This window comes from Stenotrophomonas sp. YJH_SMC_32 (assembly GCF_059369975.1).
The window spans coordinates 424,340-450,781 of the sequence record NZ_JCAFTE010000001.1 but is presented as its reverse complement, the minus strand read 5'-3'; the positions used below and the strand labels follow the sequence as shown (position 1 = coordinate 450,781).

At 64.8% G+C, this 26,442-nt stretch carries 24 protein-coding genes and 1 pseudogene; 10 read left to right on the top strand and 15 right to left on the bottom strand.

Annotation, left to right across the window (positions count from 1 at the left end):
- Positions 1-123 precede the first annotated feature (123 nt).
- The gene (locus AC5P7S_RS02080; protein WP_095378146.1) at positions 124-2,157 is read left to right on the top strand and encodes a TonB-dependent receptor domain-containing protein; all 2,034 of its coding nucleotides are present in this window, start codon (positions 124-126) and stop codon (positions 2,155-2,157) included.
- Positions 2,158-2,217: 60 nt separating this feature from the next.
- Here AC5P7S_RS02080 and AC5P7S_RS02075 read toward each other — a convergent pair whose 3' ends face one another.
- Positions 2,218-2,388: a hypothetical protein gene (locus tag AC5P7S_RS02075; RefSeq protein WP_170944937.1), complete on the bottom strand. Its 171-nt coding sequence runs from the start codon at positions 2,386-2,388 to the stop codon at positions 2,218-2,220.
- A 214-nt stretch (positions 2,389-2,602) separates the two neighbouring features.
- Here AC5P7S_RS02075 and AC5P7S_RS02070 point away from each other — a divergent pair, with 214 nt between their 5' ends.
- On the top strand, positions 2,603-2,989 hold the full coding sequence (locus AC5P7S_RS02070) for a DUF2628 domain-containing protein (RefSeq protein ID WP_005419554.1): 387 nt from the start codon (positions 2,603-2,605) through the stop codon (positions 2,987-2,989).
- A 77-nt stretch (positions 2,990-3,066) separates the two neighbouring features.
- Here the strand turns inward: AC5P7S_RS02070 and AC5P7S_RS02065 are convergent, their stop codons facing one another.
- The 3 genes from AC5P7S_RS02065 to AC5P7S_RS02055 form a co-directional block, all read right to left on the bottom strand.
- Complete coding sequence (locus tag AC5P7S_RS02065) at positions 3,067-5,598, bottom strand: methyl-accepting chemotaxis protein (protein ID WP_095378147.1); 2,532 nt, start codon at positions 5,596-5,598, stop codon at positions 3,067-3,069.
- Positions 5,599-5,806: 208 nt separating this feature from the next.
- Positions 5,807-6,700 carry an NAD-dependent epimerase/dehydratase family protein gene (locus AC5P7S_RS02060; protein ID WP_005419556.1) on the bottom strand — a complete coding sequence of 298 codons (894 nt, stop codon included), beginning with the start codon at positions 6,698-6,700 and terminating at the stop codon, positions 5,807-5,809.
- A 98-nt stretch (positions 6,701-6,798) separates the two neighbouring features.
- Positions 6,799-7,710 carry a S41 family peptidase gene (locus AC5P7S_RS02055; RefSeq protein ID WP_262233465.1) on the bottom strand — a complete coding sequence of 304 codons (912 nt, stop codon included), beginning with the start codon at positions 7,708-7,710 and terminating at the stop codon, positions 6,799-6,801.
- A 50-nt stretch (positions 7,711-7,760) separates the two neighbouring features.
- Here AC5P7S_RS02055 and AC5P7S_RS02050 point away from each other — a divergent pair, with 50 nt between their 5' ends.
- Positions 7,761-8,225 (top strand): MarR family winged helix-turn-helix transcriptional regulator, encoded by a 465-nt coding sequence (locus tag AC5P7S_RS02050; protein WP_095378149.1) that lies wholly within the window; start codon positions 7,761-7,763, stop codon positions 8,223-8,225.
- 273 nt (positions 8,226-8,498) lie between these two features.
- Positions 8,499-8,801: a KGG domain-containing protein gene (locus AC5P7S_RS02045; protein ID WP_095378150.1), complete on the top strand. Its 303-nt coding sequence runs from the start codon at positions 8,499-8,501 to the stop codon at positions 8,799-8,801.
- Between the two features lie 126 nt (positions 8,802-8,927).
- On the opposite strand, the gene AC5P7S_RS02040 is transcribed toward AC5P7S_RS02045, so the two are convergent.
- The 3 genes from AC5P7S_RS02040 to AC5P7S_RS02030 form a co-directional block, all read right to left on the bottom strand.
- Positions 8,928-9,278, bottom strand: a complete 351-nt coding sequence (locus AC5P7S_RS02040; RefSeq protein ID WP_005419560.1) for a VOC family protein — start codon at positions 9,276-9,278, stop codon at positions 8,928-8,930.
- A gap of 104 nt (positions 9,279-9,382) precedes the next feature.
- Positions 9,383-9,583 carry a hypothetical protein gene (locus AC5P7S_RS02035; protein ID WP_005419561.1) on the bottom strand — a complete coding sequence of 67 codons (201 nt, stop codon included), beginning with the start codon at positions 9,581-9,583 and terminating at the stop codon, positions 9,383-9,385.
- Positions 9,584-9,674: 91 nt separating this feature from the next.
- On the bottom strand, positions 9,675-10,193 hold the full coding sequence (locus tag AC5P7S_RS02030) for an SLOG cluster 4 domain-containing protein (protein ID WP_032954557.1): 519 nt from the start codon (positions 10,191-10,193) through the stop codon (positions 9,675-9,677).
- 174 nt (positions 10,194-10,367) lie between these two features.
- Here AC5P7S_RS02030 and AC5P7S_RS02025 point away from each other — a divergent pair, with 174 nt between their 5' ends.
- The gene (locus AC5P7S_RS02025) at positions 10,368-13,718 is read left to right on the top strand and encodes an autotransporter domain-containing protein (protein WP_095378151.1); all 3,351 of its coding nucleotides are present in this window, start codon (positions 10,368-10,370) and stop codon (positions 13,716-13,718) included.
- Between the two features lie 70 nt (positions 13,719-13,788).
- Here AC5P7S_RS02025 and cml read toward each other — a convergent pair whose 3' ends face one another.
- Positions 13,789-14,976, bottom strand: coding sequence for a CmlA/FloR family chloramphenicol efflux MFS transporter (cml, locus tag AC5P7S_RS02020; protein ID WP_005419566.1), 1,188 nt, complete (start codon positions 14,974-14,976; stop codon positions 13,789-13,791).
- A 253-nt stretch (positions 14,977-15,229) separates the two neighbouring features.
- Entirely contained in the window at positions 15,230-15,682 is a 453-nt protein-coding gene (locus AC5P7S_RS02015; protein WP_005419568.1) for a PA2169 family four-helix-bundle protein, read from the bottom strand.
- Positions 15,683-16,146: 464 nt separating this feature from the next.
- Between AC5P7S_RS02015 and AC5P7S_RS02010 the strand changes: the two genes are divergently transcribed.
- Positions 16,147-16,788 (top strand): glutathione S-transferase family protein, encoded by a 642-nt coding sequence (locus tag AC5P7S_RS02010; protein WP_095378152.1) that lies wholly within the window; start codon positions 16,147-16,149, stop codon positions 16,786-16,788.
- 22 nt (positions 16,789-16,810) lie between these two features.
- Here AC5P7S_RS02010 and AC5P7S_RS02005 read toward each other — a convergent pair whose 3' ends face one another.
- Together AC5P7S_RS02005 and AC5P7S_RS02000 are read right to left on the bottom strand one after the other, a co-directional pair.
- Positions 16,811-17,218: a hypothetical protein gene (locus AC5P7S_RS02005; protein WP_005419572.1), complete on the bottom strand. Its 408-nt coding sequence runs from the start codon at positions 17,216-17,218 to the stop codon at positions 16,811-16,813.
- 49 nt (positions 17,219-17,267) lie between these two features.
- Positions 17,268-17,687, bottom strand: a complete 420-nt coding sequence (locus tag AC5P7S_RS02000; protein ID WP_069139687.1) for an H-NS histone family protein — start codon at positions 17,685-17,687, stop codon at positions 17,268-17,270.
- 118 nt (positions 17,688-17,805) lie between these two features.
- Between AC5P7S_RS02000 and AC5P7S_RS01995 the strand changes: the two genes are divergently transcribed.
- The gene (locus AC5P7S_RS01995; RefSeq protein ID WP_019660763.1) at positions 17,806-18,198 is read left to right on the top strand and encodes a DoxX family protein; all 393 of its coding nucleotides are present in this window, start codon (positions 17,806-17,808) and stop codon (positions 18,196-18,198) included.
- Positions 18,199-18,216: 18 nt separating this feature from the next.
- Here the strand turns inward: AC5P7S_RS01995 and AC5P7S_RS01990 are convergent, their stop codons facing one another.
- Both AC5P7S_RS01990 and AC5P7S_RS01985 read right to left on the bottom strand, forming a co-directional pair.
- Complete coding sequence (locus AC5P7S_RS01990; protein ID WP_095378153.1) at positions 18,217-19,935, bottom strand: serine hydrolase domain-containing protein; 1,719 nt, start codon at positions 19,933-19,935, stop codon at positions 18,217-18,219.
- A gap of 117 nt (positions 19,936-20,052) precedes the next feature.
- Positions 20,053-20,694: a hypothetical protein gene (locus tag AC5P7S_RS01985; RefSeq protein WP_111128059.1), complete on the bottom strand. Its 642-nt coding sequence runs from the start codon at positions 20,692-20,694 to the stop codon at positions 20,053-20,055.
- A gap of 898 nt (positions 20,695-21,592) precedes the next feature.
- Between AC5P7S_RS01985 and AC5P7S_RS01980 the strand changes: the two genes are divergently transcribed.
- The 3 genes from AC5P7S_RS01980 to AC5P7S_RS01970 all read left to right on the top strand — a co-directional run bounded on the left by AC5P7S_RS01980 (position 21,593) and on the right by AC5P7S_RS01970 (position 24,395).
- A complete protein-coding gene (locus tag AC5P7S_RS01980; RefSeq protein WP_139727723.1) occupies positions 21,593-22,375 on the top strand; it encodes a hypothetical protein in 783 nt (260 codons plus the stop codon).
- A gap of 451 nt (positions 22,376-22,826) precedes the next feature.
- Positions 22,827-23,231, top strand: coding sequence for a hypothetical protein (locus AC5P7S_RS01975; RefSeq protein ID WP_005419578.1), 405 nt, complete (start codon positions 22,827-22,829; stop codon positions 23,229-23,231).
- 27 nt (positions 23,232-23,258) lie between these two features.
- Positions 23,259-24,395, top strand: coding sequence for an XVIPCD domain-containing protein (locus tag AC5P7S_RS01970; RefSeq protein ID WP_095378155.1), 1,137 nt, complete (start codon positions 23,259-23,261; stop codon positions 24,393-24,395).
- A gap of 88 nt (positions 24,396-24,483) precedes the next feature.
- Here the strand turns inward: AC5P7S_RS01970 and AC5P7S_RS01965 are convergent.
- Together AC5P7S_RS01965 and AC5P7S_RS01960 are read right to left on the bottom strand one after the other, a co-directional pair.
- A pseudogene (locus AC5P7S_RS01965) lies at positions 24,484-25,494 on the bottom strand (phage portal protein).
- Positions 25,494-26,291 carry a phage terminase large subunit family protein gene (locus AC5P7S_RS01960; RefSeq protein ID WP_235646748.1) on the bottom strand — a complete coding sequence of 266 codons (798 nt, stop codon included), beginning with the start codon at positions 26,289-26,291 and terminating at the stop codon, positions 25,494-25,496. Before AC5P7S_RS01960 ends, AC5P7S_RS01965 begins: the two are co-directional and overlap by 1 nt.
- Between the last annotated feature and the right edge of the window lie 151 nt (positions 26,292-26,442).

Genomic DNA, 26,442 nt, shown 5'->3' with positions numbered 1-26,442 from the left:
GCGACCCACCCAGCTGCGCCGGTCCAGACCGCGCACCCGACGACCCACGGAAGGGGGGGCTGCCTGCTGTCTGCCTGCGCCTGCTGCTTCCACCGGGTCACCCCACCTCCCATGGAAGCCGTCATGTCCCTGTCGTCCCGTTCCCGTTCCGCGCGCCTGCCGCGCACCCGCCTGGCCACCGTCTGCCTGCTGGCCCTGCCCGGCCTGGCCGCCGCAGAGGCCGCCGCCGATGCCTCCACCAAGGACCTGGATACCGTGGTGGTCACGGCTTCAGGCAGCCAGCAGTGGATCAAGGATGCCCCGGCCAGCATCAGCGTGATCAGTCGTGAGGACATCGAGCGCCAGCCGGTACCGGACCTGGCCGCCCTGCTCAGCCGCGTACCGGGCGTGACCGGCGGCCTCAGCGCCGTCGGCGAGCAGTCCAAGATCAAGCTGCGTGGCATGCCGTCCAACTACACGCTGGTGCTGGTGGACGGCAAGCGCATGGGCAGCTCGGCCTCGACCAACTATCGCCCCGACCTCGGCCGCCAGGACCTGAACTGGATCTCGCCGGACCAGATCGAGCGCATCGAAGTGGTGCGCGGGCCGATGTCGTCGCTGTATGGCTCCGATGCGATGGGCGGGGTGATCAACATCATCACCCGGCGCATCGGCGACGAATGGAACGGCAGCGCCACCCACAGCTACACCCGCCCGGCTGACGGCAAGCGCGGCGATACCCAGCAGATCGGCGCCACGTTCTCCGGGCCGCTGGGCGAACGCTTCGGCCTGCGCATCGGTGCCAACAGCATGCGCCGCGATTCGGACCGCTCCAACGGCGGTGTCTCCGGCAATGCCTACGCGGGCGAAAAGGACCGCAATGTCGATGCGCTGCTGCAGTGGAAGCTGAGCGACGCACAGGAACTGTCGCTGGAAGCCGGGCACGGCGTGCAGCAGGCCTTCATCGATGCGTCGCTGGAAAAGCAGGACGAAGGTGCCTGGGGTGCCAGTGAGCTCAAGCGCAGCTCGCTGGCGCTCAACCACAATGGCAAGTGGCGCTTCGGCAATTCGAAGATCAGTGCGTACTGGACCGAGTACAGGAACGACATCGGTGCTGCCGGCCGTTCCGAAGCCACCGATACGATCATCGAGGGCAGGCTGACCACGCCGTTCACCCTCGGCCTTGAACACCAGTTCGCCGTAGGCGGCCAATGGAAGCGGCAGGAGCTGACCAACACCGACACCATCGGCCGCGCGCCGATCGACTATGCCGGCAACGCGGTCAGCGGCTCCACTCTGGACGTGGACACCTGGGCGCTGTTTGCCGAGGACGAGCTGAAACTGCACCGCACCCTGGCCCTGACCGTGGGCGCGCGCCTGGACCATCACGAGCAGTTTGGCGGCCACGTCAGCCCGCGTGCGTACCTGGTCTGGCACCCTGCCGAACAGTGGACGATCCGCGGTGGCGTCTCCAAGGGCTTCCGTGCGCCCAGCCTGACCGAGAACTCGGCCAGTGCCGCTACCCAGTCCGGGGGCCGCGGCTGCACCTCGCTGATTCCGCTGGGCTACACCCGTGGCGGGTGCTACATGGCCGGCAACCCGGACCTGGATCCGGAGACCAGCACCAACCGCGAGATCGGCATCAGCTTCGACAATGACCTGATCGATGTCGGCGTGACCTATTTCCACACCGACTTCCGGAACAAGATCGAGTACGCACCGCTGGGCCGGTTCAACGGCATCTGGTGGACGCGCATGAACAACGTACAGCGCGCGCGCACCCGCGGCATGGAAGGCAACCTCAACGTCCGCTTCGGCGAGCAGTGGCGCTGGCGCACCTCGGCGACCTGGATGAAGGAAGCCAGGAACCTGACCACCGGCCGCAACCTGATCGATACGCCGGAGTTCTCCGGCTATTCGTCGCTGGACTGGGCGCCCAGCACGGTGTTTTCCGGCAGCCTGTCGGCGCAGTACACCGGCAGGCAGACCGGCACCGCCACGACCTTCCTCAAGGCCTATACGCTGTATGACCTGACCGCGGCATGGAACGTCAACGAAGTGCTGACCCTGCGCGGTGGCGTCAGCAACCTGGCCGACAAGAAGCTGTATGCGGAAGGCTCCACCGACTACTTCGTCGCCGGGCGCAGCTACTTCCTGAGCATGACCGCGCGGTTCTGACCGGCGGCACGCGCCGTGATCGCGCTGGCGACATGCCAGCGCGATCGACGGTGTTGCGGGTTACTCGCTTTCCAGCGCGGCCGCTGCCGCATCCCGCGTGGCGGCCGTGCGCGCACGGTCCATCGCCACCGCCAGTTGCTGGCGTGCGAGCAGTTGTTGTGCCTGCACCACTTCAGGTGTCGGCAGGAGCACCGGTCCCGGTGCGTTTTCCGGTGTAGCAGGTGTGGTCATGCAACCTCCATGGACATCCCGCCGCCGCACGGGTTCAGCCGGTGCGGCAGCGGAACTGCGCACCCTATCCTAAAAACAAGGCGGGCGGGTGACGGCGCGGCGCTTGGCCGCAGGCGCGCGAACAAGCCAAGCGTCACATTCTTGACGCTAGCCCTTGGATCCTGAATAGGACTTGTCCTATCATGAAAACGTTTTCTCACAGGGATGTATCCCAATGAATACCACTGACCTGTCCCAGTTCAGCCCGAAGTGGCAGTTCCGCTTCAACTTCTTCCGCCAGCACGGCGCCCCCAAGAACCCCGGCTTCAAGCAGGCCTGGAAGGCACTGTCCTTTGGTGACCGCCTGAAGATCAACCTGAACTTCTTCGCGTTGTTCTTCGGTGCCATCTACCTGCTGATTCTCGGCATGTGGCGCAAGGCACTGGTGGTGATCGGCATCAACATCGCGCTGGCCATCGTCACCATGTTCCTGCCGGATGTCGTCGGGCGCATGCTGTTCATCGCCATGAACCTGCTGGTCGCCTCCAGCACCAACTACAGCTACTACCTGGAGAAGGTGGAAGGACGCGCCAGCTGGAACCCGTTTGAAGGAATGTTCTGAGCCATCAGACCTGCGCAGGATGCGCGGCAAGGATGCAACCGACGCCCGGCACCCGCCGGGCGTCTTCGTTTCCGGCATCAGGCCGCGCGGCGGGCCATGCCCTCCGGCTCGGCCTGCAGGCGGAAGCGCGACACCGCCACCGCCAGCTGCTCGGCCTGCTCCTCCATCGCACGGGCGGCGGCACTGGCTTCCTCCACCAGCGCGGCGTTCTGCTGAGTGGTTTCGTCCATCTGCACTACGGTCTGGTTGACCTGCTCGATGCCGGCCGACTGTTCGCGCGACGCGGCCGAGATCTCGGCCATGATTTCGTTGACCCGGCCGACCTGACCGACGATGTCCTGCATGGTGCGCCCCGCACCGTGCACCAGCTGCGCACCGGCACCGACCTGGGCCACCGAGGCGTCGATCAGCTCCTTGATCTCCTTTGCAGCACCCGCCGAGCGCTGCGCCAGCGCCCGCACTTCACTGGCCACCACTGCGAAGCCACGGCCCTGTTCACCGGCGCGCGCAGCTTCCACTGCCGCGTTCAGCGCCAGGATGTTGGTCTGGAACGCGATGCCATCGATCACCGAGATGATCTCGGCGATACGCTGCGAAGACGCCTCGATCTGCTCCATGGTGTGCACCACCTGGCTGACCACCTGGCCGCCTTCGCTGGCCACGCCCGCTGCGGAACCGGCCAGCGTGTTTGCCTGCAGCGCATGGTCGGCATTCTGGCGCACGGTGGAGGTCAGTTCTTCCATCGACGCGGCGGTTTCTTCCAGGTTGGCGGCCTGCTGTTCGGTGCGGCGCGACAGGTCGCTGTTGCCAGCGGCGATCTCACCGGCGGCCAGGCGGATGCTGGCCGCCGACTGCTGGATCTGGCCGACGATCTGGATCAGCTGCTGCACGGTGCTGTTGGCATCGTCGCGCATCACCGCAAACACGCCGTGGAAGTCGCCCTGCATGCGGGCACTGAGGTCACCGGCGGCGATCGCGCGCAGCAGCGTCGACAGTGCCGCCAGGTTGTGGTCGCTGACCTGCATCATTGTGTTCAGCGTCTCCACCATGCGGCGGAAATCATGGTCGAAGCGCAGTGCATCACCGCGCACGGCGAAGTCACCGGCGGCGGCGGCGGCGGCCAGCTGCTGGATCTGCTCGTTGATCGCAGCCAGGTTGCGCTTGGTGGTCGCCATTGCGGCAGTGAACGCCGCCTTCTCGCCCGGCAGCGCTTCCATGTCCACGCTGAGGTCGCCAACGGCATAGCGCTGCATCACTTCAACCAGGCGCTGGGTGACCGCATTGCTGGAGGCCACCAGCTGGTTGCTGTCGGCCACCATGCGGCCGTACTCGCCCGGGAAGGCCGCAGCATCCATGCGATAGCTGAGTTCACCGGCATCGTGGCGGCGCGCCATTTCGGCCTGCGCAGCCATCACCGACTGCAACTGCCCACGCATGCCCTGCATCGCGTCCAGCAGGCGCCCCACTTCGTCGTTGCTGCGCGCCGGCAGCGTGCTGTCCAGCTTGCCGGCGGCGACATCACCGGCCACGCGCACCGCTTCGGCCAACGGGCGGATCGCCAAGCGGCGCAGCAGCACGTAGACACCGGCGCTGAGGGTCAGCGCGGCGATCACGCCGACCAGCAGGGTCAGCCACAGCAGCTGGCGTGCCTCAGACACGATCACCGCATGCGGCATCACCACGCCCAGCGCGAAGCGTTGCGGGGCGTCGCCCACGCGCAGCGGCACATACACGCGTACATTGCCGGCCGCATCGGGGCTGAAGGCCTCGAACGGACGGTCGGCGGCGATGTCGGCCAGCATGGTGCGGGTCAGGGCATCGTTGCGCGGCTTGCCGATCTCGGCGGCATTGGCCGAGGCCAGCACCACGCCCTTCGGCGACAGCAGTTCGACGCGGCCAGCCCCCATCGGCTTCAGCGTTGCCAGGTGCTTCTGCAGCGCTGCCAGCGAGAAGTCGACGGTGAATACACCGAGGAACCTGTCGTGCTCGATGATCGGCGTGCTCAGGGTGCTCATGAGCACCTTCTGGCCGGCGATGTCATAGGCGTAAGGTTCGCTGACCTTGGGCAGCTTGTCGCGGCTGGGCACCATGTACCAGTCACCGGAACCGCTGGCAGTCTCGGTGTAGTCCGTCATCACCGATTGCTGCGGTTTGCCGTCTTGCCAGGCCCAGTAGCTCATGTAGCGGCCGGTGGCATCGTGTGCTTCGGTATTGACGAACTCCGCATCCTTGCCGTCAAAGGCATCGGCCTCCCACATGGTGCTCTTGCCCAGCCATTGAGGATGAGCACGCAGCTGTTCGCCGAGCACCGCCGCCAGGCTGGCGCGGTCGGGTATGTCACCACGGGCACGCTGGGCCAGCACGGCCTCGACCATGGCGTCATTGCTGGCGAAAGCGGTGCCCAGATCAGCCGCCACCTGGCGCGCCTCGGCGTTGGCCTCGCTGGTCATGGTCTGGCGCGAGGCGCTGATCAGACTGGCGCTGGCCTGTCGGTAGATCAGGAAGGCGGTCAGGCCGAAGCACAGCAGCGCGATCACGGCAGTGCCCAGCATCAACTTGTGGGCGATGCTGCCCGGGCGTTGGGCAGTGGCAGAGCGGGAAGAAGACATGGGAGGGTCCGCAAGCAGTTCAGGACGACCGGCACCACGAGGGCACCGCGCAGGCGCGCGATCCGTCGCGCAGGCCACCGGCAGCCGGGGCGCGCCCGGCGCTGGAAGCGCACTGGGTTAGCGGCCGCCCGCCAACGAGGTTGAGGCGGGCGGCCTGCACATTCCTGAATCCGCTCAGGCTCGGCTCAGCGCCCCCCTCGCGATGCCCTCACTCGGCCACGCGGTCCTTGATCCACTGTGCCCGCGGCAGTACCTCGATGCTGCCGACGGCATACTGCTGCAGCACGTCGTCCGGCCCGAAGCACGGCTGCCAGCCCAGCTCGCTGCGCAGGCGGGCACTGTCGTAGACACGGTCGATGCTCAATGGCAGCGGCCAACCACGGCGTTCGAACTCGGCCAGCAGCTGCGGCGCGCGACGGGCCAGCACGCTGCGCGGGTGCGTGGCCAGCTCCAGGCAGTCCTCGCGCCGGAACGGCGTCGGCGCACAGGCGAGGTAGCGCGCGAACGGGGCGCCTTCGTCGAGCAGCAGTGCAGCATGTGCGCTGGCCACATCGCGGGCGTCGATGCCGCGATGCAGGCGGAACATCGCCATCCGTTCGGGCGGTTCCGGGAAACACCGGCCCATGCGCAGCACGCGAACGCTGAAGCCCGGCGTGGCGGCGGCTTCGGCCAGGGTCTCTGCCTGCAGCTTGGTACGGTGGTAGATCGTGCGCGGCAGCGGCTCGGTGTCTTCGTCGATCCAACGGCAGCCACCGGCCACCACGGCATGGCCATACAACGCAGTGGTGCTGGTCAGCACGAAGCGCCGTGCTCCTGCTTCGCGTGCAGCCTGCAGCAGGTGTGCGGTGGCCTCCACGTTGATCTGCTGGAACACCGCATCCGGCACCAGGCCGACATGCGGGGCATGCAGGGCCGCGGTATGGATGACTGCATCCATGCCCTGCACCGCGCGCGCGACGGCCTGCCGATCGCTAACATCGGCAATGATGCGCGTGGTGGCAAACGGACTGCGGTCCAGCCCCACCACTTCGTGGGCGGCCGCCAACGCACCGAAGATCGCGCGCCCGATGCGGCCGGAACTGCCGGTCAACAGAATCTTCATTGAGTCCATTCACTCGAAGCGCCCGGGAACTACCGGGATGCTTCGATTCTAGGCATGCAATCGCGCATCCGCGATAGGACAGCCATGCAATCGTGCGTTCATCTTGACGACTTCGCAGGCGCCAGCAGTTGCCGCGCGATGAACAGCGGATCGTCGCCGCCGGCCACATCAGGCCTCACGCCATTACGTTCCCAGTTTCCACCGGTACGCAGATTGATGGGTTGCCGGTCGGGAATACTGATCTGATAGCCATCGGGCAGCAGCACAGGATCACCAAACATATGCGCGGCACCGCCACTGCGCGTGCCGACAATCCGCGCGCGGCCCAGTGCCTGCAGCGAATAGGCGACGAACTCGGCCGCCGAACCGGTGCGGCGGTCGATCAGCACCACCAGCGGTTTCAGGTACGCAGGCAGGCTGGCAGGCGGCAGCGGTACCGGCGTGCGCCGGCCGCGCTGGTCCAGCTGCTGCACCGCGTCGATCTTCGCGTCCAGCAGCGTGCGTACCAGCAGGTCGGCACTTGCATCGTCGCCGCCCCCGTTCTGGCGCAGATCCAGCACCAGGCCATCGGTGTCGGCCAGCAGGGAAAGGGCCGCAGCGAACTTCGGGCGCGCCAGATCCAGCGGATAGAAGGTACTCAGGCGCAGGTAGCCAATGTTGCCCTCCATCACCCGCACCTCGCGCACGCCGGCACCATTGCTGCGGGCATCGGCGCGCCAGGCCATCAACCAATCGTCCTGGCCGGCCGCTGCGTCCACGCGTTCAACGTGGAAGTGGCCATCGAACATGTCCAGGTCCTGGTTCAGGCGTGCGCTGAACGCAACCGGATCCGAACAGCTGTCCGCATAGCGCTGCTGCACCGACCAGGTGCGCAGGGCATCGGCGATACGGGCGCCGGCCGCCTCGTCAAGGTACTGCGCCTGCACGGCGGTGGCCGCCGCGCGCAGCACTCCGTCCTGCGCCGGGCAGGCCGCTGCCAGCAACGCAGCGAGCATCCAGGACACGGCCATCAACCACCTCCGCGTTGAAGATATATAAGCGCTTATATATCATCCTGGTCATGGATCTCCAACACGCCACGCTCGGCACATTGCTGCGCGCCCTGCTCGACCAGCTGGACCCGGCGGTCGAGCACGCCTACCGGGACCTGCAACTGGACTACCGGCCCCGCTACACGCCGGTGCTGCGCACGCTGATGGCGCAGGGCCCCTGCCGGATCAAGGACCTGGCATCGGCCTGCGGGCTCAGCCATTCGGCGCTCAGCCAGACCGCGGCGGCGATGGTGCGTGATGGTTGGCTGCACGCGTCCAGCGGCGACGACGGACGTGAACGCATCCTGCAGTTGAGCCCCCGCGCACAGCGCGCGATGCCTGCGCTGCAGGCGCAGTGGCAGGCCACTGCCGTAGCGGCGCGCAGCCTCGATGCCGATCTCGGGCAGCCGCTGGAGCAGGTACTGCGCGACGCCCTTGCAGCGCTCGCACAGCGGCCCTTCGCGCAGCGGCTGCAGGACGCCCGCCGGCCCTGAAGCCTTCTGCTCTGCTGCCATTTCGATTTCGCTGAGGAAGGTCCAGCCGCCGTTGCCCAGGCGCAGCTCCAGCGTGCGCACTGCGCGGCCGGCTGTCCGGCCTAGGTGAAGGGTGCAGTTCGTCCTGGCCACGCAGGGCGGCGCGGGCAGCAGCGTACCTGCGCCGTGAAAAGCAGTACGGTGCGGCGTGAAGGCAGCCGCACCGATGCGGACACTCCGTTAGCCGGGCACCGGCAAGGATGAGCTTCCCTTCCATGCAACGGGAGCCTTCCCATGGCCGGCCAGCACCACGGCACTTCCCATCGTGGCTTCGCCTCGATGGACCAGGACAAGCAGCGCGTGATCGCCGCAAAGGGAGGACGCGCCGCGCATGCGTCCGGCAATGCACATGAGTTCAGCCCGGCCGAGGCACGCGTGGCCGGCCGCAAGGGCGGCGAGGCGATCAGCCGCAACCGCCAGCACATGGCAGCGATCGGCCGCGAAGGCGGGCACGCTCGCCACGCCAATGCACGGCAGCAGCGGCAAGCGGCCGAAGCGACGCCAACGAGGGACGGTCCACAACGCCAGCAGGGCTGACCGCGGCGCGTTCAGGCGCGCCTGTGCTACCGGAGCAGCCCGAATGCCGCGAGCAGGGCCAGCACGCCGTTAGACGGTCATCGTCCCGCGCGCACCGTCAGGCGTGGCTGAGGCACCATCCACCGCTCAGGCGTGGGCGAGGATGTTCAACAGCCGACCGAACGGATCGCGGACGAAGAAGCGCCGCACGCCCCAGGGTTCGTCGGCCGGGCCATATTCCAGCGCGATGCCGGCCGCGCGCATGCGCTGCAGCACGTCCTGCAGATTGTCCACTTCGATCGACAGGTCCGGCACCGGCGTGCCCGAGCCTCCTTCACTGGCGAAGCTGACCTGGGCCAGCGCACTGCTCTGCCCGCCATGGGTGACGATCCAGCCATGGTCCATCACCACCGGCATGCCGAGCAGCTCGCCATAGAACGCAGCGGCACGTGAGGGATCGGACGTGGCGATGTTGGCGACGACACGCTTGACGGCCATGTTCCACTCCACCAGGAAGAATGTGTCGAGACTGCCCGACCTTGCGCACGAACAGAAGAGCCCCGCCACGGACGAGGCCCGTCTTCAGCCGAGCATGGCTGGGCTTACACCGCGCCGCAGCGCTCCATGACACATCGATCGTATTCGTACTGGCATTCCATGGCATCACCACCACCGGACACACATGCCTGGTAAGCCTTCCAGCAGGGCAGATCGCAGGGCTGGACCGGTCCGGCCACGGCCACCGAGCCGCTGCAGGCCAACGCGAACACAACACCGGCGATCACTTTCCTGAAAGTACGCATCGACATCGCTCCTTGATAAGCCTGGTGAGCCCAGGCCGGGCCACCTTAGCGCTGCACACGGGACGCTGGGTGAAGGCCGATGCCGCTCGACTCAGCGGTGCAGCAACCCCAGCACACGCAGCTGTCCGGCCAGCTCATCAATGTTGCGCCACGGCAGGATCGGCGAATTGCCGCGCTCGTCCGGCGGGTTGTCCGGCAGCGCATCGGACCAGCCACCGGCCCCCACCAGCGGCAGCAGCGGCCGCTTGTGCAGCCAGGCCAGGCAAACCTCCGAGATCGTACCGGCGCGCCCGCCGATCACGATGCAGGCATCACCGGCCAGGGCCATGATCAGGTTGCGCGCATCGCCCATGCCACAGGGCACCACCACCGTGGCGGGCCAATCGGCTGCCGGCATGCCGCTTTCCGGGATCACGCTGAGCACCTGGCCACCGGCGGCTACTGCCTGCTCGGCAGCTACCCGCGTAGCGGCACTGCCACAGCCGCTGACCAGCGTGATGCCCTGCACGGCCAGGAAACGCCCTGCTTCAGCTGCGCGCTCGAACGCGTCGCTGCCAGGATCGGCACTACCCAATATCGCCAACTGTGGTTTACGCAATGCGTTACGCATGGACGGCTCCAAGGCCTCGGCAAGAAAGGTCGCGGTGCCCGGCCCGGCGGACCCACGTCGTGCACCGATCACAGAACATTAACACGTTCATAAAAATCCCTTCACATTACTGGGGGATATCGCCATGCCTTTGCGTTAACGGCCTTGATGTCCGTCAACCAAGGAAGTTGTCCGATGAATCACCCGCTGTACGGCCGTTCGTCCCGCTCCCTGTCGCACCGCCCGCTGGCGCTTGCCGTCGCCAGCTCGCTGCTGCTGGCCGCTGCACTGCCGGCCATGGCCAGCGAATCACTCGAGGCCTGGCAGCAGCAGCGCCAGATGCAGGCTGCATGGGCACAGCCTGCTGCCAACGCTGCACCCGCAGCGACGGCCGCTGCACCTGCCGCCAGCAGCACCGCCGTTCTTGGCAACCCGGGCGATCCGGCCAGCTGGCGCAGCGATGAGTTCAACGCCGATTGGGGCCTGGGTGCGATGGGCGCGGACTACGCCTATGCACGCGGCCTGACCGGCAAGGGTGTGCGCCTGGCGCTGTTCGACTCGGGGTCCGCACTGGCGCATCCGGAGTTTGCAGGACGCCATACCTCCAGCATCACCATCGGTGCCGACTGCGCGATGCCGGGTGTGGTCGCGGGGACCGGTGCCTGCGGGCAGACCCGCGGCGAACAGCCCGGCTACAACTACTATGGCCTCGGTGCCGGCGTTCCGGCCGCACTCGCGGCACGCCTGATCGCGGCCGGCCAGCCCTATGGCTTCAGCTACGCCGACCACGGAACGCATGTGCTTGGCACCATCGGCGCAAACCGCAATGGCACCGGCATGCATGGCGTGGCCTTTGGTGCGGATCTCACCGCCGCCCGCGTGTTCGGCGACACCTACTATGAGTGGCGCCTGGACCCGGACAACTACTATCGCCCGCGCGCGGTGTACCGCACCGATCCGGATGACGCCGCCACGCTGGACATGTATGCACAGATCCAGGCGCAGGGCGTGCGTGCCATCAACCACAGCTGGGGCATCTCCACGCGCAACATGACCGCCGCCGCGCTGGACCAGCAGTACGCCAACATCGGTGCCGACTATGGCGTGTACGGCAGCATCTACGCCAGCAATGGCGATACACCGGGCTCCACCCTCATCCAGGTCTGGTCGGCTGGCAACGGCAGCGGCGCCGTCGCCGGCATCACGGCCGCGATGCCGCGCTGGAAGCCCGAACTGGAACCGTACTGGCTGGCCGTGGCCAACGTCCGCCGGCCCAACGCCGCTGCGGGCGAAACGGACTACGTGATCGATGGAAGTTCCAGCATCTGTGGCGTTGCCGCCAACTGGTGCATCTCGGCACCCGGCACCGACATCGTCAGCACCATCGTTTCCGGGGATATCCAGGGCCGCATCGAAAACACCTCCGCCTACGTGCGGCTGATCATCGACAGCGAGAACACCCAGTATGTCTATGGCACCAAGACGGGCACATCGATGGCGGCGCCGCACATCACCGGCGCGCTCGGCCTGCTGATGGAGCGCTTCCCCTATCTGGACAACGCCCAGGTCCGCGACGTGCTGCTGACCACCGCACGCGACCTGGGTGCAGCGGGCATCGATCCGATCTACGGCTGGGGCATGGTGGATCTGAAGAAGGCCATCGAAGGCTATGGCTCGCTGCGCGTGGACACCAACGTGGTGATGAACCAGAAAGCCGGCGGCCTGAAAGTCTGGGAAGGCGATGCCTGGGACAACTGGACCAACGACATCGGTGGCCCTGGCAAGCTGACCAAATCCGGTATCGGCTGGCTGCGCCTGAGCGGCAACAACAGCTTCAACGGCGCGGTACTGCAGGACGGTACGCTGGAATTGAACGGCACCAACACCCTCACCTCGGCAGTCGAAGTACAGGGTGGCCAGTTGCTGCTCAACGGCAGCCTGGTCTCCACCGCACTGACCACTACCGGTGGCGTGAGCACGGTCAGCGCCAGCGGCGTGCTGAACAACAGCAACCTGGTGATCAACGGCGGCGTGGTGTCCTTCAACGGCACGCAGACCGGCGGCACCACCACGGTCGGCGCCAATGGCCTGCTGAAGGGCGTCGGCACGCTCGGCAATACCCGCGTGGACGGCATCATCGCGCCGGGCAACTCGATCGGCACGCTGACCATCAACGGCAACTACGTGCAGGGCGCCACTGGCGTCTATGCCGCCGAGCTGGCCCCGGGTGGCCGCAGTGACCAGTTGCACGTGACCGGCACCGCCACCCTTGGCGGCACGCTGGTCGCGCTGCCGGAGCCGGGCGTGTACTACCTCGGCGAGCAGTTCAACTTCCTGCGTGCCGACGGAGGCGTCAACGGCCAGTTCGCCAAGACCGACTTCAGCGCGTTTTCCCCGTTCCTGCAGTTCAGCCTGGCCTACGGTACCAACGGCACGCGCATCGACGTCGCCCGTGGCGCTTCACTGACCACGGCTGCCAACACGCCCAACCAGCGTGCAGTGGCAGCGGCCGCCGACCTGCTGCCGATCGCCCAGGGCCTGCCCAAACCACTGACGCAGCTGTTCCCGCAGCAGGTCGGAGGCGTGCTCGACGGCCTCAGCGGCGAGCTGCATCCGGCCACGGCCATCGCCCTGGTTGAGGGCAGCCGCTACGTGCGCGATGCCGCGTTGTCACGCCGTGCCGGCGCCGCCGCACCCGGTAGCGACGTGGGTGACGCGACGGGTGCATGGGTGCAGGCCATCGGTGGCAACAGCAAGCTGGACGGTGACGTCAACACTGCCCGCACCGAAGCCAACAGCAACGGCCTGCTGGTCGGCATCGATCGCGAGTTCTCCGGCTGGCAGGTCGGCGTGTTGGCCGGCACCGGCCGCACCGACGTGAAGCAGCAGGAGCGTCGCGCCAAGTCGAAGATCGACAACACCCACTTCGGTGCCTACGCCAGCCACAACTGGGGCGGTTTCGGCCTGCGCGGTGGTGTGGCGTGGAGCAAGCACGAGGTGAAGAGTACGCGTGATGTCGCCTTCGCAGGCTTCAGCGACAGCCTGAGCGCGCGCTACGACGCCCGCACCCGCCAAGCCTTCATCGAAGCCGGCTACCGCTTCGGTGGCCCGGAAGCCGGGCTGGAGCCCTACCTGCAGGTCGCACGTGTCGAAGTGGACCTCAAGCGCGTCAACGAACGCGGTGGAGCAGCGGCACTGCAGGGCAAGGTGGACGATACCGGAACCACGATTGCCACTGCCGGCCTGCGCTTCGACAAGGGACTGAAGGCTTCGTTCCAGCAGGAGAGCTGGCTGCACCTGCGCGGTGGCGTCGGCTATCGCCGCGCTTCCGGTGATCGCAGCCAGGTCGCCAACCTGGCCTTCGCCAACGGAAGCACGACGTTTGCGGTCAACGGCGCGCCGATCGCCGACAACGCGGTGGTGGCCGAACTGGGCCTGTCGGCCTGGCTGACCGAGCGCCAGCAGCTGGAACTGGGCTACAGCGGCCAGTACGGCAGTGAAAGCCGCGACCACAGTGCGAATGTGCGCTGGTCGGTGCGCTTCTAGTTCCCGTCACGTGTTCTCATGAAGGATTGGGGCGGCCTGATGGCCGCCCTTTTTTTATCACCGGCCGAGGCTAGCGGCAGCCGCGCAACATCGCCGCGGCGACCAGGCTGGCCACTGGCAGCAACAGCCCATAGGCCACCAGCGGCCATACCGTATCGCCCGGCAGCAGCACCGTAGCCAGTGTTCCGAAGCAGGCCACGATCAGGCTCTGCATCGCGTAGTAGAGCGCCACCGCCATACCCGACGCATCGGCAAACTCACTCAACGCGCCGTTGGCAGCCACCGAAACCACCATCACCAGCCCCACCGCGATGCCCCACATGGGCAGCACGACGCTGGCGAATGACAGTGGCAACTCCGCAGCGAGCGCCATCAACAACACACCCGCCACCATCACGCACAGGCCACGCACGAATGTGCCAGGCACCGCCCAGCGCGCGATGAACGTCTTCGCCATGCGCGACATGAGTATCATCACTAGTGCCACCGTCGCGAACGCCAGGCTGAAGGTGATCTGGGAGTACTGCATGCGCTCGACCAGCACGCGCGGTGCGATCGAGAAGAACACGAAGAACGTGCCCATCGCGGCACTGAATCCCAGCGTGTAGACCCAGAAGGCACCACTGCGAAGAATTTTCTGCAGTGCCGGTCCAGCGTCCCTGCGCCCTGCGGGTCGGGTTTCCTGCCACAGGCGTTGCGCACGCAGGCCGGCGACCAGGCCAAGCACACCCAGCAGCACGAAGATCGCACGCCAGCCCGCTGCCGCAGCCACCAGTGCACCCAGCATCGGCCCCAGTGCCGGCACGAAGGCCAGCATCGAAGCGAACAGTCCATACAAGGACGCCCCCTGCGGTGTATCCGCGTATACGTCGCGGACGGTGGCAAACGTCGCTACCAGCGCTGCCGACGCGCCAATCGCCTGCACTGTGCGCCAGGCCAGGAAGAACCCGCTATTGCTGGACAGCGCCAGCGCAAACGAGGCAACGGTGAACAGCAGCGCCCCCAGCAACAGCACCGGGCGGCGCCCGATCCGGTCGGACAACGGGCCGAACAGCAGTTGGCCGACGCCGAGCACCAGCAGGTAGATGCTCAGCGTCAATTGCACCCGCGCAGGCGATGTTCCCAACGCGCCGGGCATCAAGGGCACTACAGGTAGATAGATATCCATGGCCAGCGAGGCCAGGAGGTCGAACGGCGCCATCAGCGCAATGGCCGATGGCAGGGTATGGGCCCAACGCGGGGCCTGTCGATTGAACATGGGGAGTCTCCGCCCAGAGTGAGTCCGGCGGTGATCCATCCACTTCGCATGCATCGCAGGGATGTTCACCGCAACAACGTCTGCGTCGTTGTTGCGGCGCAGCGAACTGTCTGCGGACCGTTCCCGTTGTTCATGGTGCTCATTGTTGGCAGTGCGGAACCGGCAAGAGTGTAGCAGCGACCGATTCAGGGTGGCCGGGGCAGCGGTGCCGCCCCGGCCGCGGCGTCCCTGGGGAGTGGGACGCCGCTGATCGTCAGGCCGCCTTCATCGCATGCTTGCGCGCGCGCATCACGTTGTGGCATTCCTGCACTTCCGGCAACAGCTGGGTGACTTCCTGGCGTACCGCCGGCGGCAGCTCGTTGTCCTTCAGCACGTCCTTGAACGCGCCCAGCAGGCGGTCCTCCGACTCTTCCAGCTCGGCCACATAGCCATAGTTGGTGTCACCGAAGGCTGCACGCACCTTGCCGTAGAACTGCTGCATCGAACCCACCACGGTGCCATGCTCGGCCGGCTTGCCGCCGCTGGCAGCCACCGAACCACTCAGCGCCGCGACGATGCGGCCCTTGACGCCGGCGATGCGGGTGAACAAGGCCGACAGCTCGGCATCCTTCACCTTGGTCGCCGCTTCTTCATAGAACGACTTGCCGTCACGAGCGATCTCGATCAGGTCGTTGAGGCGATGTTCGATGGTGGACTGGGTGCTCATGGCGTTGCTCCTGTATCTTCGTTTCAGGGGAGAAAAGCAGCTTCGACTGCGCTGCCTGCGTATCCACTGTGGACATGCTCGTGTGGTTCCCGGGTGAGCAGCGATTGATACGCACATCACGTCACCCAACCCGCACTGACTGCTTCACGCCACAGTGGCGCGTGGATCACATCGAGCGAGCCCGGGCAGGCTCACCAAGGTACGAAAAGGATGATCAGCACGATCACCAGGACCGCGGCGAGCGCTCCCATCAGCACGTTTCTCTGGCGCCAACTGGGTTTCGGTTTTCCGGGAGTATTCATGCCTGCTACCTGTCTCTGCGGTTGACCCCGGCAGACTGATGGATCGGCGACGGTGCGTGCGTGCAGGACACGTGCAGGCGACGTGCAGAGCACCGACACCCATGTCGATTTCCGGCACACTCGCTCGTCAGATCATCAAAGCCCTCCTTGATTGCGGACCCCATGCCTCCCATCCTCACCGCCTTCGCCACCTCCCCCGACCGTGGCCAGGGCCTGGCCCGTGACATGCGCGTGCGCTGGGCACTGGAGGAACTGTCGGTAGCCTATGACGTACAACTGCTCACCTTCACCGAGATGAAGCAGCCCGTACACCTAGCACGCAATCCGTTCGGGCAGATTCCCACCTGGCAGGAGGGCGACCGGACCCTGTTCGAATCCGGCGCCATCGTCCTGCATCTGGCCGAACAGCACCCCGGCCTGCTGCCGCGCGATCCGGACGCCCGCATGCGCGCGATCATGTGGATGTTCGCTGCGCTGAACACGGTGGAACCCCCCATCGTTGAGCGCTCCATGGCCTGGGTGCTGGAGCGCGAGCAGCCGTGGTACGCACAGCGGCTGCCGCTGCTGGATGAGCGGGTTCGGGCGCGACTGGCGCAACTGTCGACATGGCTGGCCAAGGCGCCGTGGCTGGACGGCGATTTCAGCGTGGGCGACCTGATGATGGTCTCGGTGCTGCTGCGCCTGAAGAGCAGCGGGCTGCTCGACGAGTATCCGACGGTGGCCGCCTATGTGGCCCGCGCGACGCAGCGGCCCGCCTACCAGCGCGCCTTCGCCGCGCAGCTGGCGGTATTCCAGAACGCCTAGCGCTGCGCCCCGCGCGGGGTCTTCAGCGTAACTTCCGCCGGCAGGCGGCCTGCACCAGCATCAGCTGCGCCACCAGGATCAGCATTGCGCAGCCTGACAGCAGCCACGGGTCGATGTACCACTGCCCATTGAAACTGAAGTCGCCTGCGGAAATGCGTTTCCAACCGTTGAAGTGCTGCATCGCTGCCACCACGAACGCGAAGCCACCCGCGGTGTACGACAACCAGGGCACGATGAGGCTCCCCGGGCGCGCGAACAGCGTCAGCAGGCCGAGCACGCCGATGACCGTGCGCTGCACGCGGCAGTACGGGCAGACATAGGCCATCCCGCTCCATTCCACCGCCCAGGCCAGCAGGCTGACCAACATGCCCGCCACTGCGGCGGCGTGCAGGACTTTCGGCGTGATCGTCATGCCACTCTCGTGTGCCATCCCGTGCTCCTTGGTTGAAAGACCCGGGCAGGGTAGCAGTGCTGCAGCGTCATCCCTTCTTGATGACGGTCCGCTTGCCGATGGTGCTGGTCTTGCCAGCGGTCGGCCTGGCCAAGCCAGGAATCAGGAAATCGGTGACCTTGTGGCCCATCGACACCTTGGACGCCAACCAGCGCGGCATGCGCCCGCGACCGGTCCAGGTCAGGCGCTTGTATTCCGGGTCGCGATACTTGGGCGCGACTTTGCCGGATTTACGGCGGACGGCTTTTCGGGCGGGCGCAGGTGTTTCCGAGGCTTGGCCGCCAAAGAGTTCTTCAAGGGTGTAGCCGGCTTCGGCGGCGGCGGCCTTCAGCATCCGCCGCACCGCACTGGCCGGACGGCGGCTGGAAATCAGCTGTTTCCGCTGTTCAGCGGCAACCACCAGGGCACCCAGCTCGCGAAGGCTGAGCGATTCAATATCGATCGTCATGCGGGAAAGGTCTACTGCAGCGCGGCAGCTGTCAAGGCGCCCTGCCCGGCGCGTAGACGCGGGCTTCACCGCCGGTGGGCTCCGATCGCCTGCGTCGGCCATCTCCGAGGACCTCGACGTGAGCACTTCATCGCATTCGCTCGCCTACCTGCTTGCACGCATCCTGCTGATGGCCCTGTTCCTGGTCTCCGGGCTGGGCAAGCTCGGCGATCTCAGTGGTACCCAGGGCTACATGGAGGCAATGGGAGTTCCCGGCATCCTGCTCTGGCCGACCATCGCCTTCGAAATCGGCAGCGGCCTGTGCATCCTGCTCGGCTTCCAGACCCGGCTGGTGGCGGTCGTGCTCGCAGGCTTCAGCCTGGTCACCGCTTTCATCTTCCACCACAACTTCGCCGATCAGACCCAGCAGATCATGTTCCTGAAGAACCTGGGCCTCGCCGGCGGCTTCCTGCTGCTGGCGTGCACCGGGGCGGGACGTTACAGCATCGATGGGCGTGGGCGGCGCGGATGAGCGCGCGGCATGCCGCCATCACCCCTGGCCCATGGGCGCGACGCGCCGCAGGCGCAGGTTGCGCCATGTCGGCTGGGAGCCGCGAAAATCCACCGCTTCGCCATCGCTGGTGAACAACAATCCTGGCTCCACCTCAGCAACCAGGCGGATGCCATCGATGTACAGCCAGCCGTGTCGTTGCTCCAGCACAACGAACATCGATGGTTTGCCCCATTGGTCAACGCGATAGCGTCCCAGCCAGGGTTGCCAATGGGGCGCCTGCGGCCCGGTGGGCCCATCGATGGGATCGTTCTGGTCCAGGCCATCCTCGCCGTTGCTGCATTCCAGGTACGCCGGCAGCATGTCCGTCGCCGCATGGTAACGGTACGTCGCAACCTCTCCATCGGTGTCCACAGTGAAAAGTTGATCGCCGTCGATGGCCGCAAAGCGGGTACCCTCGGCGTGCGCCCCTCGATGCAGTTGCAGCTCCCCGTTTCCGGCAACCCCGATCTTCGCCTTGCCGCTGCGCCCGATCCAGCTTCCCGCCATCTGCTGCATCTGGTCCTGGTTCAACCTGATCGGCGCCAGGCTTGATAGGGGCACACGCGGCTGACGGGGCCCGAAACGCGCCGACAACAGCTGATCGAGCAGACGCTCGCCGATGCCGTACCCCGCAGACGTCGCGCGATTGAACATCGCGGCAAATCCAGCGTTTGCCTGCCTGCAGTAGGTGAACACGCACCCGAATCCGAAGCCCCCGCCGCGGTGGTGCAGCAGCCGCACCGGTGTACTGCCGTAGAGGCGTTCGCTGCGCATGACACCGAGCCCGTAGTCGCCGCCCAGGCCGAAACCATGCATCTCGTCCCAGAGACGGGGCTCAAGCAGTTGCTGCGCACCGGATCGGCCGCCACCGAGCAGGAAGCCAAGATACTTCGCCATGTCGGCGGCACTGGTCCACACGCCTCCCGACACCACCAGCGGCGTCACCGGCGGTACCTGCGTATGGCCTTCCTGGGTTCCCAGTGCCCGCACCTTGCTTGCCAGGTAGACCGACGCATCGGCCGTACTGTCGTGCATTCCCAGCGGCTCGAAGATCCGGCGCTGCAGCCAGGCCGGATAGCTGATGCCCGCAACCTGCTCAAGGACATGACCGGCAAGGTCGAAGCCCAGGTTGGAGTAGCGATAGCGCGTACCCACCGGAAAGCGCAGCCATGTCTGCGAGATGCTGCGGACGTGCGCATCAAAGCCCGGCGACGCCGGTTCGTAGTTGTTGCCCAGGGGCGCCTCGTGCGTGAATCCCGCGCGATTGGCAAGCAGCAGGCGCAGGCTGATGCGCTCCTGTGGAGCATGCTCGAAGCGGCTGCGCACCGTGAACGACGGCAGATAGCGGGTAATGGGCGCGTCCAGATCAAGGATGCCGTCCTGCACGGCCAACAGCACCGCCACCGCCGCGAAGTTCTTCGAGGTGGACTGGATGCTGAACATCGTGCTGGCGTCTACGGGCACGCTGCCCTGGCCTGATACGTGACCGAAGCCTTCAGTCCAGCGCACCTGCCCGCCTTCGACCAGGCAGACGGCAGCGGCACCGATGCCGCTGCCGTCCATGGCCGAGCGGATCACGCCGCGTTCCGCGTCGATCAGGCTCGCGGTGGTGACGCTTGGCCGCGCTGGGGTGGCAACACCGGTGGGAATGAGCGTGGCCGCCGGAACAGCCGCGGCATTGGCCAGGAAGGTGCGACGACTGAGCGTAACAGGCATCAGATCACTCCACTTCAGGATGCGCCATCTTCCCGCCAGCAGAAATGGCAGGGCATGTGTCATTCGGCACAGAGTGCGGTGATCGATGGCGCTGCGCCTTCGCTGGCTGAGCAGGCCTCAGCCCGGAGGGTCCGGCAAGCGGATTCCCTGCGCCGAAACAAAGGCGCGGGACTCGCTCCAATAGGCCTGTGGCGGTTCCCGCAGCTCTGGTCGCGCCCAGTAGTCGTTGCCATGCAATGCGCTCATCACATGGCACCAGCCCTCACGCGGATCGTGAACCTGAAATCGCCCGCGATGATGGCGCGGATGATACGCGTAGTGACCAAGCGCCTCCTGGCGCGCTTCATCCGGCGAACGACCCGCCTGATGGACCAGCGTCCATGCACGCATGTGGCGTGCATGCGCGAGCGCGCCCAGGTACTCGTCCTCATCCAGCAGTGGCACCTGCTCACCACGGGCCAGGCACAGTGCGTCCGATTCGGCTTCGTAGTCCAGCGACGGCTCCGCCAGTTCCGGGTGCTGCTGCCAATACCTTTCGCCCTTCATGTGCAGCATCGCCCAGTGCCAGGGCTCGTCGTGGAAGATCAGCGCGTGTTCGTATTCGCGGCCGGGGCTCTGGTCGGGATAGCGCTTCCGTGCCTGTTCGAGCGCCTGCGCCTCGGGCACCTGGCCATAGTGAACCAGGCACCAGGCGAACAGGTGCCGGCTGTCTTCGATTTCGGTGGTGAAGTCTTCCACCGGTGTATCGGTGTTGGGCATGGTCGATCCCTGTGTGCGGATCAGATGGTACCGACGCTGCAGGGCGCGCGGGGCGCGGGGGCAATGAGATCTGCAACAGGTCGTGCGAGGTCGCGTGGGGGCCCATCACGATTCGAATCTGGAATCGACGGATTATGGGGCCTCCACAGCGCTTCCACGCGCCTCCACAGACCTTCCAGCCGTAAACCACGCGGCTGATTCCCAGGCCCCGCGACCATCTTCGCTCATCTTTGTGCACCTCCTTCCGCTGACATAAGGTCGCCGAGCGGTCGCCAATGGGCGCAATGAAGGGAATGCTCGGAGAGAACGGACTGGCCACCTTGCCGATCGGCCAACGGGCCTCGGATCCAGCGTCGCATGGTGTGGGCTGCCCGGATGTGCGGAAGCTCGCCGGCGGTGGGCCCAGGTTCCGCTACAGATACACCAAGGCCAACGGTCAACGCGATCGCGTCGCGGCCGCACCAGGAGGGAGGGCGCAACCTTCGCGATGAGATCGCAACTGCGGCGGCCGCCGTCGGGCTAGCGAGAGAACAAGCCAATTGCTACCGCGGCACGGAATGGCCATTTTGCCACTCATGCGCTCGCCTTCCGAGGAAGGGTATTTGTCGCTTTACGTCCACCGATGCGTGACTGAGAACACGCAAGAGCAAAGCGTAGCCCGCTGCAACGAATTTCTGGTTGAAAGTGAATATCACCCCGCAATATGAAATCCCGGGAATCGAGAGGCAGGGGATCAGCGCCGAAATCAGCTATCACCACGGCCCGAGGTCAGTCCATCGCAAAGCTCCGCGACGACAAGGGAAAAGGAATCAAGTGAAGATCAGTAGAATTCTCATATATGGAATGTTCGTCATCGGCGTAGTCGCAACCATTTCCTGGTTGGCCTGCAGACCATCCGATGTCAGAAAGCAAAGGAGATGAGGTTCCTCTCAGTGAAAAAAGCACTTCGTCAACGGATATCGCATCTGAATCAAGCATTCATCAATCCTTGCGTTCGCCACACCAATCCATCGAATCAACAGTGGCTTTGGGTGGCAAGGCATTTCTGCTCAAGATCGAAACACCTCACTACGAAGGCGACGCCTCGGAATACATTGACAGGCGCATCGCGGCTGCACGGGCCGGCGATGCCCAGTCGAGCTATGAGATCCATAACCGCATTGCCAGTTGCAAGCGGGCGCTTAACTCAGGTGATGCCGATGAGTACAAGGCCTACGCATCAGTGGAAATCGGCCAGGAGATTGGCCACTGCCAAGGGCTGATAGGGCGAACGGAACTCGGAGATGAGAATTGGCTCTCTCTTGCTGCCGCCCAAGGGTCGGTCGAAGCGAGACTGATTTTCGCCAAAGACCCGAAAGCCATCATTGGAAACTTGACTGAAGCGCTCAAGGATCCGGAACGGATAGCCAATTATCGAAGGGATGCGATTGATTATCTAAATGAGTCGGTATCACAGGGAAGCGTCGACTCGATTGAAGCCCTTGCTGACATCCATGACCGAGGGATCATTGCCGACAAATCCCCTGAAAAGAGCCTTGCATACTGGCTCGCATATCAGCGCGCGCACCCCAATAGCCAATCAGCGGCATCCATTGCGAGACTCTCCAAACTGTTGCAGCCCAACCAGATAGAGCGATCCAACGAGATGTCTGAGGCCATATACAGATCCTGCTGCTTGTAACCCAACAGAAGTTTCCTACTCACCCAACATGGCGCACGATGAAAGCAGTGATTTCGAAGAAATGCTTGATTGCAACCTCCCTGGTTGTCGCGATTGCTTCCTCTTGCCCACCCATAGCTCGCCCCTTCCAACTAAACGAATAATCTAACACTGCGCGAAATCTCCCAAAATCGCTATCCAGTGGGGGTTCCGACCCGTGCATCACAAGACGTTGTGCTAGATTCGGGACAGTGTTCCTGGCGCGAGAGGTACCTTCATGGATGCATGGCTCGACAAATGCGCTACTTCATCAAGGCGCGGAGATCGGAGTCACCTCCGGCTTGCAGCGTATCGCTGCCTCTCAATAGCCGTTTCAGCGTTGATACTGTCAGCGTGTTCGAGCGGTGCCTCACCAACCCCATCGCATAAATCTAATCAAAGACAGTCCGTCAAATCAGGGAGTGAAATTGGTATGGAGCGATTCAAGAACGACATCGAGCGCCTGTCTAGTGTACGTTTTGATGATGTCGACGCGTTAAATGAACAGCTCCACACGCATCTGGGAGAGCCGACACGCCAGGACGTGATTGACGAACGGATCGCAGAACACGGAATGTTGGGCGACCTTGAGGTCCGGAACATCAGGCTGAGAAGTGCTGCTGACGATCCTGCGCTCGCGAACCTGATCTTTGAGATCGCACCACCAAGCATTGCGCTCGAGGAAATCATCTGGGAAAACTCGACCAAACATCCATCTCGGCCTGACGCGCCTGGCTCTCGCCCTTACTGGTCTGCGCAGGTGAACGATGCAAAGGTCGTGCTCGGACTCGATTCCGATAACGTGACGCTGACCTACATATCGATCAGTCAGCGCTGATCCCTGTTATTGCGAAGGAGCCGGAGCATGGAGCGTACTGAAGAATCTGGACTGCCGCAGCCGCAGGAGGGAGGCCGCCCAGGAGCCACACGGCGTCCTGCATCGCCATTGGACGACCCCTCCTTGGCGCCGCTTCTAGCAAAATCCCCAACACTTCAGGCGGGCCTCACCCAGGCGAGGCGTGAAGGTATCGTTATCCAATGGGGGGCAGCCGGTGAAGGCACTTATCTTATACCCGGCGTCAAGATCGTTATTGACGAGAATGCGATTGGGCAAGGCTCAAGGATCGCAAGTTCTCTTGCTCACGAAGTTGGGCACCATCTCTTCACCGAACCCGAAAATCGAACTTCTAAGCAAGCCTATGTGAACAGCGAGCTGCGAGGAGAAGCCGCCGCGACTCTCAGCAATGTCCAGGTCCAGCGTGAGATCGTTGCAGCTGGCGGTCCAGATATTGGCGTTTCCGGCACAGGTAATCGTCCACAACAATACGGAACCATTGCGGCGGAACTCCAGGCCGGACGGATCAACCGTAACCAAGCACTTGGGCAGATCGCTGAGGTGTTCAAGACAGAGGCTCCGTCTGTTGGTCCTCATGCGACATACGAACTCTACTATGGCGACTACTACGACCGGGAAATAGCACCCACGCAACGGCGGCGTAGGCCAGATCCAGAATTTGACGCCGAGCGCATTGCGGTTGCGGAAAGAGTCGGTTCGGACAGCGACGACTCGCCCTCACGGCAGCGAGCATCCTCCTCAGCCCCTGAACTCGGCGATGCTGACCGCTCTCTCTACATGCAGATTAGGGCAGGTGTGGAACGCCTGGACGCAGAGCATGGGAAACCCTGGGACGAGTCGAGTCAGCGCATGTCTGCAAGCTTGCTGGTACTGGCGAAGGAGCAGAGCCTTTCACGGGTTGACCATGTTGTCTTGAACAATCCGACAGAGAACCTAGCTCGAGGTGAGAGGGTCTTCATCGTCGAGGGAGCAATGGACGATCCCGCCCATCGTCGAGGCCATATGAATACGATGGATGCGCTTCGCGCACCGGAGGCGGAATCGCTCCATCGCGCTGATGCGTTGAGCCAATCACAAGCAGCGAGCCTTGAACAACAACCGGCACAGCAGGCGCATACGCAAGACGGGCCATCGTTCTCGAGATAAAGCCGTCACTGTGCTATCGGCGCCATTCATTCCACCGCCTTGGCCCACAAGTGAGCGCCCACGCTGCAGCTCGGGCGCTCTCGAATCATCATGCGGTCGCCTCCAGTTCGAAGGGTTCGAAGCGGATCACGTCCTGGCCCAGCCACTCGTTAATAGCTGCCATGCGCGTCTGCAGCGGCGCCAGTTCCATCGCCGCCCACACGCCTGCCGCGTCGCGGATCGACCCAAACCCGCCACTGTTCTGCGGCACGATACCCAGAAGCTGCGGTGGCACCCGGAGCACCGCCAACATGTCATCGCGGGTCACACTCTTGATCCCGGTGAACTCATCTCGGACCGCCACCTCACTGACCGGGGTCACCTGCAAGCCGTCCTTCTTCCCATTGGGCGAGTGCACGAACAGGTTCTTGAAATTGCCCGGCCCGCGCGACTGCCGCAGCGCGTCGCGCAACGCGTCCACGTCCAAGCCCTCGGGTTGGGGGTCGGTCATGTAGAGAATGTAGCCGGCGTGCGAACCGTTGTTGTAATACTTCCGGCGGAACAGCGTGGCCGACTCGTTCAGCAGCGCGGCCTGTACGGCTGGCATCCACTCCGGCAGGCCGTAGATCTCCTGATCAGCATCTGCCTCTCGCAGCTGGAACACCTCACCGGCGGGAAACTCATGCTCTACCCGTGCGGCACGCACCGGGAAGAACTCACCGGGCTGCACGCCACGGCGCACGTACTGCCCCAGCGGCACAGCCAGACTGTGCACGGCTCCTGACATGGGCCGGCGACGCTCGACCTACCCCATGCCGAAGGTGGTGTAGTCCAGCGCCAGCTGCGAGAACGCCTCACGGCTCAGCAGCCGGTGCGGTCGGAACGTGCGCACCAGCATGTTGCGTTTGAATGTCAGGCCGCTGTGCAGGTACGGGTTGGAGCGCGTTGTGCGCGACAGCCCTTGCAGATCCACCGGTGGCTCGAAGTAGCGGCCATTGCGCCAGCATTCGAGGTAGTCGAGGAAGCCGCGTGATTCCAGCACAGGGCTGGCCTCGCCAAAGGTGAAGGCTTCGATACTCACCGGCGGCGCGGCGATGGCGCTCTGGTCGGTGTCGGTCATCAGAAAATCTCCATGGTGCCGCGCGCAGCCCGTCCGCCTTCCAGCGGCTCGCTCTGCAGCGCGTGCGTGAGTGCCCAAGCCAAGTCAGCATGGCCGGTGGTACGCGAGCGCCCGGCGGTGTAGGTCACCTGGCGCCCGCTCGGGGTGATGGTTTTCTGGATCGCCAGCAGCGATTGCGTGAGGTCGGTCCAGCCGGCGTCGTATTCCAGCCGTTCGTCATTGATTACGTCGTAGGCTTTCAGCACCAGCCGCGTTTTCACCTCGGGCGAGTAGTTGAAGACAGTCACACCGGGGAAGAACTGGCGCACCAGCTGAGCAACGCCGGTGCCCATGCCGGTCGCATCCACGCCGATGTAGGTCACCCAATAGCGTTTGGTGATCTGCTCGATGAACGCCGCCTGGTCTTTGAACTCCATGCCCTTGAACTGGTGGCGTTCCAGCACGCGGAACTTGCCCCCAGGCACCAGCGGCGGGGCCACAACCACGATGCCCGCGCTGTCGCCGGTCTCAGCCGGGTCGTAGCCGATCCACACGGCGCGGTCGCCGTAGGGCCGGACGGCAAACGGCTTGTAATCGACCTGGCAGGGCTGCAGCATCGTGAGCGGGAACACACTGGCGCTGTCGTCCACGAACTCGCACATCAGCAGGTTGGCGAACTCCTCGGCGCTGTAGTCACGGCGCAGTTCCTCGATATCGAACAGGTCACAGCCACGGTCCGCCGCGTCCAGCACGGTCACGATCTGGCGCCAGATGGCGTCCTCGCAGGGCCTGCCACCCATCAGGCGCGCATGGCTCACGTCCAACACCGAGGGCAACCGTGGCGACAAGCAGGATGCGGCCGGGCACAATCGCCCACCACTACGGGCCGCTACGACCACGACTTGCCAGTCGTGAAACCACCTCGCAAGCGTTGAGTTTTCCCGCGAATTTTCCCACCGGCACAAAAAA

Coding starts and splice junctions, on each gene's coding strand:
- AC5P7S_RS02080 (WP_095378146.1), top strand. CDS start 124: ATGTCCCTGTCGTCCCGTTCCCGTTCCGCGCGCCTGCCGCGCACCCGC.
- AC5P7S_RS02075 (WP_170944937.1), bottom strand. CDS start 2,388: ATGACCACACCTGCTACACCGGAAAACGCACCGGGACCGGTGCTCCTG.
- AC5P7S_RS02070 (WP_005419554.1), top strand. CDS start 2,603: ATGAATACCACTGACCTGTCCCAGTTCAGCCCGAAGTGGCAGTTCCGC.
- AC5P7S_RS02065 (WP_095378147.1), bottom strand. CDS start 5,598: ATGTCTTCTTCCCGCTCTGCCACTGCCCAACGCCCGGGCAGCATCGCC.
- AC5P7S_RS02060 (WP_005419556.1), bottom strand. CDS start 6,700: ATGAAGATTCTGTTGACCGGCAGTTCCGGCCGCATCGGGCGCGCGATC.
- AC5P7S_RS02055 (WP_262233465.1), bottom strand. CDS start 7,710: ATGGCCGTGTCCTGGATGCTCGCTGCGTTGCTGGCAGCGGCCTGCCCG.
- AC5P7S_RS02050 (WP_095378149.1), top strand. CDS start 7,761: ATGGATCTCCAACACGCCACGCTCGGCACATTGCTGCGCGCCCTGCTC.
- AC5P7S_RS02045 (WP_095378150.1), top strand. CDS start 8,499: ATGGCCGGCCAGCACCACGGCACTTCCCATCGTGGCTTCGCCTCGATG.
- AC5P7S_RS02040 (WP_005419560.1), bottom strand. CDS start 9,278: ATGGCCGTCAAGCGTGTCGTCGCCAACATCGCCACGTCCGATCCCTCA.
- AC5P7S_RS02035 (WP_005419561.1), bottom strand. CDS start 9,583: ATGCGTACTTTCAGGAAAGTGATCGCCGGTGTTGTGTTCGCGTTGGCC.
- AC5P7S_RS02030 (WP_032954557.1), bottom strand. CDS start 10,193: ATGCGTAACGCATTGCGTAAACCACAGTTGGCGATATTGGGTAGTGCC.
- AC5P7S_RS02025 (WP_095378151.1), top strand. CDS start 10,368: ATGAATCACCCGCTGTACGGCCGTTCGTCCCGCTCCCTGTCGCACCGC.
- cml (WP_005419566.1), bottom strand. CDS start 14,976: ATGTTCAATCGACAGGCCCCGCGTTGGGCCCATACCCTGCCATCGGCC.
- AC5P7S_RS02015 (WP_005419568.1), bottom strand. CDS start 15,682: ATGAGCACCCAGTCCACCATCGAACATCGCCTCAACGACCTGATCGAG.
- AC5P7S_RS02010 (WP_095378152.1), top strand. CDS start 16,147: ATGCCTCCCATCCTCACCGCCTTCGCCACCTCCCCCGACCGTGGCCAG.
- AC5P7S_RS02005 (WP_005419572.1), bottom strand. CDS start 17,218: ATGGCACACGAGAGTGGCATGACGATCACGCCGAAAGTCCTGCACGCC.
- AC5P7S_RS02000 (WP_069139687.1), bottom strand. CDS start 17,687: ATGACGATCGATATTGAATCGCTCAGCCTTCGCGAGCTGGGTGCCCTG.
- AC5P7S_RS01990 (WP_095378153.1), bottom strand. CDS start 19,935: ATGCCTGTTACGCTCAGTCGTCGCACCTTCCTGGCCAATGCCGCGGCT.
- AC5P7S_RS01985 (WP_111128059.1), bottom strand. CDS start 20,694: ATGCCCAACACCGATACACCGGTGGAAGACTTCACCACCGAAATCGAA.
- AC5P7S_RS01980 (WP_139727723.1), top strand. CDS start 21,593: ATGTCAGAAAGCAAAGGAGATGAGGTTCCTCTCAGTGAAAAAAGCACT.
- AC5P7S_RS01975 (WP_005419578.1), top strand. CDS start 22,827: ATGGAGCGATTCAAGAACGACATCGAGCGCCTGTCTAGTGTACGTTTT.
- AC5P7S_RS01970 (WP_095378155.1), top strand. CDS start 23,259: ATGGAGCGTACTGAAGAATCTGGACTGCCGCAGCCGCAGGAGGGAGGC.